At 62.1% G+C, this 8,799-nt stretch carries 6 protein-coding genes and 1 pseudogene; 2 read left to right on the top strand and 5 right to left on the bottom strand.

Features of this window, described 5'->3' with window-relative positions; translation table 11 throughout:
• Positions 1–380: 380 nt before the first annotated feature.
• Entirely contained in the window at positions 381–680 is a 300-nt protein-coding gene (locus B5D38_RS16310) for a DUF736 domain-containing protein (protein WP_078709509.1), read from the top strand.
• 132 nt (positions 681–812) lie between these two features.
• Here B5D38_RS16310 and B5D38_RS16305 read toward each other — a convergent pair.
• From B5D38_RS16305 to B5D38_RS16295, 3 genes and pseudogenes are all read right to left on the bottom strand, one after another.
• Positions 813–974: pseudogene (locus B5D38_RS16305) on the bottom strand (DUF736 family protein); the annotation flags it as partial.
• Between the two features lie 840 nt (positions 975–1,814).
• Positions 1,815–2,309, bottom strand: coding sequence for a 2-thiouracil desulfurase family protein (locus B5D38_RS16300; RefSeq protein ID WP_078709493.1), 495 nt, complete (start codon positions 2,307–2,309; stop codon positions 1,815–1,817).
• A complete protein-coding gene (locus B5D38_RS16295; RefSeq protein ID WP_078709492.1) occupies positions 2,306–2,947 on the bottom strand; it encodes a bifunctional transcriptional activator/DNA repair enzyme AdaA in 642 nt (213 codons plus the stop codon). Before B5D38_RS16295 ends, B5D38_RS16300 begins: the two co-directional genes overlap by 4 nt.
• 189 nt (positions 2,948–3,136) lie before the next feature.
• On the opposite strand from B5D38_RS16295, the gene B5D38_RS16290 reads away from it, so the two are divergent.
• Positions 3,137–4,033 (top strand): DMT family transporter, encoded by an 897-nt coding sequence (locus B5D38_RS16290; protein WP_078709491.1) that lies wholly within the window; start codon positions 3,137–3,139, stop codon positions 4,031–4,033.
• A gap of 523 nt (positions 4,034–4,556) precedes the next feature.
• Here the strand turns inward: B5D38_RS16290 and B5D38_RS16285 are convergent.
• Positions 4,557–6,596: a ParB/RepB/Spo0J family partition protein gene (locus tag B5D38_RS16285; RefSeq protein WP_078709490.1), complete on the bottom strand. Its 2,040-nt coding sequence runs from the start codon at positions 6,594–6,596 to the stop codon at positions 4,557–4,559.
• 351 nt (positions 6,597–6,947) lie between these two features.
• Positions 6,948–8,618 (bottom strand): DUF6119 family protein, encoded by a 1,671-nt coding sequence (locus B5D38_RS16280; RefSeq protein ID WP_165690881.1) that lies wholly within the window; start codon positions 8,616–8,618, stop codon positions 6,948–6,950.
• Positions 8,619–8,799 lie beyond the last annotated feature (181 nt).

The raw sequence follows: 8,799 nt of genomic DNA, 5'->3' as shown, positions 1-8,799 counted from the left end.
CTGTGCCGTGTGGGGCGCGGTTGGTGTCGTTGGGTCGGAGGCATGGTGGCCGTGACCGCGGGAGGGTGACGCACCGGCGGCGCTGAGCATGCTGATGAGGCGCCGACCGCCAGCCTCGATCTCTGCCGATCATGCGGCGAAGCCCCCAGGCGGCCTCTCTTCTGGGCTGGTCTGGCGCCGGCCCGGCCTTGGCCTGCAACGGCTCCGCCGACCTTCTTCCCCTGACCGCAAGCGGTCATTCCTCGCGGGACAACAAGCTCGGCTACCGCCGTCCTCCGCTCAAGCTGCTGTCCTGCGGATGCAGCCGTCCGGTCCGTCGCCTCTCGACCGCCATCGAGGCCGCATCGGGCGGCTTCGGGCAACTCTCAGGAGATACGACAATGGCTCAGATCGGCACCTTCACCCGCGACGAGAACGGCGCCTACGCCGGGACGATCAAGACCCTCACCCTCAACGTCAAGGCCACCATCAAGCCCTGCGACCGCGACAACGACAAGGCCCCCGACTATCGCGTCACCGCCAACGGCGTCGAGTTCGGCGCAGGCTGGAGCCGGACCGCCCGCGAGACGGGCGCCGAATACCTCTCGCTCAAGCTCGACGATCCGTCCTTCACGGCCCCGGTCTACGCTTCCCTGGTCCAGGGCGACAAGGGCGAGCACAAGCTAATCTGGTCGCGATGACCGGCCAAGGGCGCTCCGCTTCCCGCGGGGCGCCCGCCTTCCACCCTCGCAATTATGCGGAGCAGAACCCCGCCGAAACCGGTGTCAACACAGACCTCACAGGCCAGTGCTCCGCATAATCCCGCTCTCCGCATAATCGGTCGCTCCGGCGAAGATGCGGAAGTCGGGGCCGCGCTCGCTCTCGCCCTCGGTGGCGATGAACTTGGCCTTGACGTTGAGGGTCAGGGTCTTGACCGCGCCGGTGAAGCCAGCCGCGCCGTTCTCGTTCCTGGTGAAGGTGCCGATGGTCGCCATTGTCGTATTCCTTTTTCCGATCGGGCCGCACCATTGCGACCTCGATGCGGGTCGGCCGACCGGGGACGATCGGCCCGCAACATCTGGCGAGGACTTTTTGTTTCGCGGTGCAAAGCCGGCTTTAGCCGGCGGCGGAAAAAAGCCGCAGGCGGGTGTTGCGGGATCGAGATCGAGGCGTCGCTTGCGTCGCCGGTCTTCGGTCAGACCCATGCGAATCGAGGACGCGGATGGAGCGCCTGTTTCAGGAAAATCGGTATGGTACGGCAGTGGCGGCCATCTTCCGCACGTTCACCCTCGAAACAGAATGACGGTGGCCTTCACCGGCCCATGCGCCACCACCCTGACTCTCCACGTCATGCCTGGCTCTCGTCCCTTTGGCTGAGCTCCGCGCACACTCCGGCTCTTTCGCTCAATCGCCGCATGATCAAGGTCGCGCTGTCGCAAGATCGTTCGCCGGATGCGGTGCAATTCATTGGCCTGCTGGACGATACGAGATTCCTCGCTGTCGCTTGTCAGCATGATCGATGACGGGGAGTAGCGCCCCCACCTCATGGACCTGTCGCCTTGCGCCAGAGACCGGCATCCAAGGATGCCTACATCCCGGCAGGGCTTCCCGCGAAATGGCCACCGCCATCCCCTTGCGTTAGCGATTGAAGCCGAATGGCGGAAACGCGCCGCCGGCGTGGTTCCGGCGCAGCCGAAAGCGCGGCCCGAAGGGCAACGCTACGAAATGAACGGCTCCTGCTGTTACAAATCATATCGCAAGTACCCGCCACTGATGACAAAGACAACAACACGAAAAACCACCTCTTTCTCGGGTCGGCCGATCTGTCGCCAGTTTTAGGGTTTCCGCGACAGGCGAGCCTGCAAGGCGTCGATCTCCGTTTCCGCGAAAACCTCAATACCGTGCTGCCGGAGAAGCGCAGCCGTCACACCTGCGCCGACATGCTTCCGGCCGGCGAACGCGCCATCGTAGATGAAGCCGCTACCGCATGACGGGCTACCGTCGATCAGTAAGGCGAACCTGCAATCATGCTCGCGCGCCAAGGCCAATGCCGCACGCGCGCCGGCTATATAAAGGTCCGTCACGTCCGCGCCGGTCGCCTCGATGACGCGCGCCGCATCCGATAGCACCGCATCGCCTGACTGCCCCGCCGCGATCTCGGCCGGAGGGCGCGGAACGCTAAACCCTGCCGTGAGCTCGGGGCAGATACTGACAAGCTGCCCCTCTCGCTGCCACTGTTCCAAGGCCGGATGCGTAACGGTCTTGGCCGATCCGTTATAACGGACTGGACGACCTAGGAGGCATGCGCTGACCAGAATCTTGCCGCTCATTGCCGTTCCGCCTCCTCGGCCAGTTCAGGGGCATGGGGCACGACGCTCCTGCTTCCCGGCCGGCGAAACGATGACGGCGCTCGCTTATAAACGGCTTGAAATGCGTCGTTGAACCTCCGGATGCTGCCAAAGCCGGATGCGAATGCGATCTCAGCAAGGGGTATGTCCGTTTCATCGATCAGCCTCTTTGCCTTCTGCACACGCCTCGTGGCGGCTATCTCACTCGGGCTCGCACCTGCATGACGCATGAACAGCCGTAGGAGATGGCGCGGGCCGACGCCGAGCATGTCGGCAAGATCGGCAACCGACCCCTGATCCAGGCACCCTTGCTCGATCAAGCGCATTCCGCGCGCGACCGTGGTTGCTGTTCCCATCCATGCCGGCGAGCCGGGCGCTGTCTCCGGCCTACAGCGAAGGCAGGGCCGGAAGCGGGCGCGCTCCGCTGCTGCTGCTGTCGCATAGAACGTGACGTTCTCGGAGCGAGCGGGCCGCACCGGGCAACAATAAATCCGGGTCGAACGGACACCTGAAAAGAACAGGCCATCAAAAGCCCGATCGCGGGCAAGCCGCGCGCGATCGCACGTTTCGCGATCAAGATGCGGCGGCAACGTCTGCAAGTCGGGAGAAACCATAACCATCAAAGGACTTTAGCGCTGCTGCCTTTCGTAGAGTAGCTGGAATCGGACCTGATCGGGCGATGAAGTCCGATTCCAGCGAGCATCCTTCCGCGCTCCGATCGATCTTGCCGATCAATTCGAGAGGGAATCGCCGTGAGTTCAAAGGTAACAGATACCGAGATTGGAATTGCCCCAGGTGATCAAGGGCACATGCACATTGCCATGGAAATCGGCTTGCTGCTGTTGCTGTCGCTAATTTGGGGCAGCTCTTTCACCCTGATCAAAGTTGCTGCTGACACCGTGCCGCCCCTGACCATGACGGCGGCGCGCGTGACGATCGCGGCGCTTTTGCTGGTCCTTTTCGTGAAGATACGCGGGCTTTCTCTCCCTCGAACGGGCGCGACATGGGCGGCTTTCTTCGTCCAGGGGCTACTTCAAAGCGCACTCCCGTTCACGCTCATCAGTTGGGGCGAACAGCATATCGCAAGCGGCCTTGCCGGAGTTCTCAATGCCACACCTCCCATGTTCGTGCTGCTGATCGCCATGACGACGGGATATGACGGCAAGCGCATCACCATGCAGAAAATCGCCGGCGTCGTGGTTGGCCTTGCCGGCGTCGTCATCACGATCGGCTTTCAGTCACTCGGGCAAGCCAATGCCGCCGCTCCCTTCGCCCAAGCGGCGGTCCTGGGGGCAAGCCTCTGTTACGCGCTGGCTCCAATGTGGGGACAGCGTTTTGCCGGCCTTCCTGCGATCGTCACGGCGGCAGGTGCCATGAGCTGCGCCGCAATCATGATGCTGCCGGCGGCCATGGTCATCGAACGTCCCTGGACCCTTACCCCGACGCCAGAGGCAATCATCGCCGTGCTCGTTCTTGCCGTCCTCTGCACGGCTATCGCCATGATCATCTATTTCCGCCTGGTGCAGACGCTCGGGCCGCTCGGCACCACCAGCGGCAGCTATCTGCGCGCCGGGTTCGCAGTCGCTCTCGGCATTCTCTTTCTCGGGGAACGCTTCACCTGGTCAAGCCTCATCGGCATGACACTGATCGTCCTCGGGGTGATCGCCGTAACCGTTCCGGTACGCTGGCCCTGGGCGAGAGGCTGATACATGATGGAAGCTCTTGCAGCTATGACACATGCGCAAGAAGAGTGGTGTGAGCGAGGATGGCGTTTCAGGCTTCATCTCGCCTCGCCGGTCTCGGAGGCTGCGATTGATGCTTCAGAACTTCTAAGCCTCATGAAATATCTCATAAGATCGCGTGTCGTCTTGATCATCGATCCAACCGAAGTCACAAGACAAGGCTTTGCAATCGGTTCAGCTCTCGCGCCCGGATGCGTGCGTATCCAAATCTACTGGTGGACGCTGGGGGGCGATCTTCACCGAGAAGCGATTTCAAGATGGCCCGGCGAAAAATGCTGGGAGCGGCTTCCACCGTGGGAAATCGGAAATGCCACTGAGATCACTATTATCGAGCGGGAGGTGGCCCGATTTGCGCAGGATGCTCGCGAACGAAGAGGATTTCGCAAAGCTCCCGGGTCGCGCGGGTCGATACCCGCGCGACCGCGATTATTTGGTGATTGATGGCAGGAAGGTCGGGATCGCTCAGGCGATCCCAGCCCGGTCCTCCTCACTCGGCTGCTTGGAGGATGGTTTCGGCTTCCTGCTCTGCGTCGGCCCACGCGGGCCTTGCGATGCGCAGCACGGGCGGGAGCCATCCGGTTCCGGCAAGAAGCTGCTCGGCGGCTTCCGCCATCTCCTGCTTCTTCTTGCCCGCGATCTGCTCCGCCGCCACGTCACCAAGCGCCTCGCGGACGGCAGCGAGGATATGGGCCTTGGTGACGCGACCGAGATAGGCGCGGGTGGGCGTCCAGTGTGCCGCCATGTCGAGGGCAACCGCCGTCGCCAGCTTCTCCGCCGTCTCATGGGCGCACGGCTTTCGCTCCCAAGGCTGCTTCACCGCGTTGACGGTCAGCGAGGCGCAATGTGCGAACAGCGCCATAACGCTCGCGTGGTCCAGCCCGGAGATGAAGCCCCAAAGGTCGGCCACATCGCGCGGCATATCCGCCGCCCATCCGGCATGGCGGTCCTCCAACGCCTTCGCCGCCGCTGTGTCCTCAATGCCATCTGCATGGCTGGCGAGATGGCCGCTCGTCGGGCGGATGTCGAGGCAATGGGCGTCCCCGCCACCGCGATAGAAGGTCTGCGCGGCGAGCGTATGGGTGACGGCGATCAAGGCCATGTCCGGCTGCTCGCCAAGGGCGAGCCGCAAGGCAAGGGTGCAATGGGCGGTCAGGTCGCGGATGAGCGAGTCCGACAGCGGCTTGCCGTCTTCCTCCGCTTCCTCGTCCTCGAGCGCGGAAACATGGTGCCCGTCCTCGTCATACTCGCCTTCGCCCATGACCTCGCCATCGGCGTTGACGCGCACTCCGTCGATAACGGTGCCGCCGTTCTCGTCCGCTTCTGGTTCCTCCGGCTCCGGGGCCTCGTCCTCGGGGCGGATGAAACCGCGCTCGATCCGGGCGGCGCCGTCATGGCCGAGGACGACAAACACGCCGCCGCGCACGATCTCGTCGGCTTCGTAGGCGTGGCGCTTCCCGTCGATACGCTCGATTTCGGCTTCAAGCTCCGCAAATCGCGCATCCACTTCGGGCGGCAGGTCTACATCCGAGTCCTCCCACTCGGCGGACAGGCGCTCAAGGTTCTCCTGCGCGGCGTCGTAGGCGACGGCATCTTCCTCGGAAATCTCCACCGGATGCGGGTAGGTCCGGCGCATGCCGTGGGCGTGGGGATAGTCGATGTGGACCGAAACCCACTTCCATCCTTCCGCCTCCTGAACCTCGGCGGCGATCCGTTCCAGCTTCTCGATGACAATCCGGTCCAGCAGCGCGGCATCCTCATAGAAGCCGCCGCGATCCTCGGTGAACAGGTCGCGGATGATGACGCCGCCTGCTTGCGTATAGGCTTCCGGTCCGACAAAGACCGCTCGTCGATCCGCTGCCACCACGTTGGTCTTGGTCAAGTCGCGGCGAATGATCCACGGCTCGCGGTTATAGGACAGGTTTTCATAAACCTGCTCCTGCCGCGCGTGATCCTCGGTGATGGCAAAAGCCATCAACTGGTCCAGCGTCAATTCGCCGTCGCGGTACACCTGCATCAGCTTGGGACTGACAGCGCCGAGGCGAAGCCGCTGCTTCACCACATGTGGGGTGACGCCGAAGCGGGCCGCGATTTCCTCCGCACTCCAGCCACGCGATTCCGCAAGTTCGCGGAATCGTTCGAACTGATCCGCAGGCGAGAGGTCTTCGCGCGTCACGTTCTCGTCAAGGCTGATCTCGGCGGGATCGTTCGCCGTGTCGATGATGCAGCGGATCGGCTCGGTCTTCTTGATCTCCTTGCGTTTCACGCGCAGAAGCTGCGCCAGTCTCCGGCCTTCACCGATGCTGACGAGATAGAAGCCGGTCGGCTCACCTTCGCCGTCACGCTCCGGCTCCACCACAAGGTTTTGCAGCATCCCCTTGGCGGCGATGCTCGCGGCCTTCGCCTCGATGGACGCCTCGCTGTGCGGGGTCTTCCGAGCGTTCTTCGGGTGCTTCTTGAGCTTGTTGAGCGGGATGAAAACCGTTTCGCCGTTCTCAATGACGGAAACAGTCTTTGCATTCGTGGTCATGGTCTTTCTCCTATGGGCTTGGGTTGAAGCGCAGCGCTGCGCTGCAACCCTGCCCGTCGGCGAGACCGGGGTAGCAGAGGGCAAGGGCGGCCGGGTGGAGGGGGATCACCCGGCCTGCACAAGCGGATTCCTGCGGTGTGCATGCGGGGAAACTGAATCCGCGCGGAAGGTTGGGGATACCGCCCGGCCGCCCTTGCCCGCCTCTAGCCAGTCCGGCATCCTGATCGCCGTATCATACGTTGGCGCGGGGACGTCTCCTGTTCGCTCCCATCACAACGCCAGCGAGTCTTGGATGCTTTACGTGACACACCTCCGTGCGCCACGATCTGCTCTCGATATCTATCAGGACGGCTATTCTGCGGCCTCGTCCACGACCGGCTGCGCCTCGGCGGCGGCCTCCTTCTTCTTCCGCTTCTTCTTTCGGCCTTCCGCTGCCGCAACCTGGTCTGCGATAAAAATCACGTTCCCCTGAACATCCATAAGCCGCAGAGCCTTCATGCTGCGCATAAGGCTGATGCGGGAGAACAAAGGCAGGTTCAGCGACCTCGCCGCCGGGTCCTTGCGCGTCACAATGCCGAATACGATGCGGTAATTCCGGTCCTGGATCAACGCCATCAGGGTATCCGCGTCGGCGCCGGGAAGCGCCTCCCGGATAAGCGCTTCCAGCCTATCGACCGCCTGCGGTTCCAGCTGCATTAATTCGATGGCGTTTACGCCCTGGTTGAATAGATGGCTCAACTGCGCCGAAAGGGTCGAGACCTTCACATGGTAGAAGGCAGCAACGCCGTCGCGAACTGCCAACAGATCGCACGGTTCCACCGCGCTTTGGCCATCTGGGCTAATATTCTTCTTGTCGAGACAAGCAATGGCAGGATTACCGGCAGCAGCGGCTTCATTGTATTCGCCTTCGCTCGGATGATCGTAAGGCGGTAGGTCGCTGTCCACGCATAGCGGGTCGAGATAGGCGACAAGGCGCGCGATATAATCGTCGTCTATGCGATACCAGTGGCCCTCAGAAAGGTGGAAGGTTTCGCCCTGCGCGCCTTCCAGCGTCGTGTCGAAGACGAGGCTCTTAAAAATGCTGTAGCGGTCGCGGGCGTTCCCGTCCTCGTCGGTCAGGACCAGCGCGTGGCGGCGCAGGTCCTCGATTCCCATGGCGGGCAGATCGGTTTCATGCTCATCAAGATAGTCATAGTACCGGCCGATATAGACATCGTCATAAACCAGGCCGCGTCCTGCACCGGAAAAGGTGACGTAGAAATTGTCACTGTAGTTGACGATCTCCGGAACCGTGATGTTGAGGTCGGGATTGCGCGCCCGGAAGGCTTCGAGGAGTCGCCCGTTCAGCGCCTCGATCTGCGCCGGATCGCTGACCGGAACGATATTCTGGATTTCAGGGAACGCCGTCTTGTACTGCTCGCTCTGGTAAAGGCCAAGCAATTGCTCGCACAACTCCACCAAGCCGTCGGACTCGATGTCGGTGCTAATGCGTAAATTGCTGCTGCCTGTAGCGTGCCTGAATAATTCCTTGTGCTCGTCACGGACCTTGCCGGTCAGACTGCGCAGGATCGTGCTGTCGCGGTCGAAATCGAACAGCGTCAGCTCGGACTCGATGGGAAGCTGGGTCCTCCGGCGCTTGGTTGCGCCGGGGTCGAGGGTGTCGGTGCTCTTGAGCTTATGTGGGTCGAGACTGTTCAGTGTCACCCGCAGACCGAAATCATACTCATAGCTGGAGTCGACCAGGCTATGGGCAACATGACCGAAAGACAGCGCAAAACATCGCTCACCGACCGGCAGGAAAACAAGAGCGCCCTTGTTCACCTGGGTCAGGTTCTTCTCAATGCCAAAATAAGACCTCCACCAGGGCGGCCGCGGTTCGCTGTCGAGCACAAACAGCGTTGCGCCTTCCGGCAGGCCCTGCGCGCCGATATCGTCATCAAGGACGTGATCCTGGCGTAGCGCATTGTCTGCTCCGTACCCCTCCTTGAGAAGGTAAATTGAAAAAGATCGGCTCTTTGCCATGTCGCCCCCCATCGCGCGATTAAAAATGCACCTCTTCTACCTGTGGTATTCAGAGAGAAGCCGGAACGCTTGTCAATAAAGAACGGACTCGCTTAAGTAATGGAGAGGTCTATCCCTCAAATAAGCCGACATGCGCCGCGCCGACCGCCAGATAGAGCGCCCAAAAGGATTCCCCCGCGCC

This window comes from Consotaella salsifontis, from assembly GCF_900167365.1.
In the GTDB taxonomy this organism is placed as follows: Bacteria; Pseudomonadota; Alphaproteobacteria; order Rhizobiales; family Rhizobiaceae; genus Consotaella; species Consotaella salsifontis.
This window is presented reverse-complemented; position numbering and strand designations above follow the sequence as displayed.